At 69.7% G+C, this 534-nt stretch carries 1 protein-coding gene and 1 pseudogene; both read left to right on the forward strand.

All coding sequences use genetic code 11. The features are described 5' to 3' along the window. Positions 1–194 (forward strand): annotated as a pseudogene (locus LQT98_RS08420) (hypothetical protein); the annotation flags it as partial. A gap of 80 nt (positions 195–274) precedes the next feature. Continuing rightward, positions 275–534 (forward strand): DUF6348 family protein (locus LQT98_RS08425; RefSeq protein WP_231461914.1); only part of this gene is annotated, 260 nt, incomplete at its 3' end.

Below are 534 nucleotides of genomic sequence, written 5' to 3' on the forward strand. Positions count from 1 at the left end.
ACAATATCCGCGCGGTGGCCGGCGCGGCGGCGGAGCAGGCCGAGGCCAACCGCGACGTGGCCGGCAATATGGAGCAGGTGGCGGGCCTGGCCGGGCAGACCCGGGCCACCGCGCTGGAGGCCGAGGCCGAGGTCAAGGCGCTGGAGACGCTGGCGACCGGGCTGCGTCAGGCCGCGGCCAGCTTCAGGCTCTAGCGCCGCCGCCGGCCGCAGATGGTAAACTGCCGGCCATCGCGACTGAATGAAACAGGATGGATACCTTGTCGGCAAACACTATGGATAACCGTTCCGCGGCGCCTCAAGAACCGCTGGATCCCACGCCGGTATTGGCGCGGCTCTTGGCCGCCCATGGCCTGCCTTGCCAGGAGGCCAAGGGCTGGCTGCTGCCGCATGGCCAACTGCCGGCGATGGGCGCGCACTGGACGCCGGGCGAGAACAACGGCCGGCTGGATGTCCATGTGTTGCTGGACAACGATGTCCGCATGATGGAAAGCTTCGCCGGCCTGGGCGCGGGCCAGCAGGGGCTGGACGACGC

The organism is Chromobacterium aquaticum (assembly GCF_021129195.1).
Classification (GTDB): Bacteria; Pseudomonadota; Gammaproteobacteria; order Burkholderiales; family Chromobacteriaceae; genus Chromobacterium; species Chromobacterium aquaticum.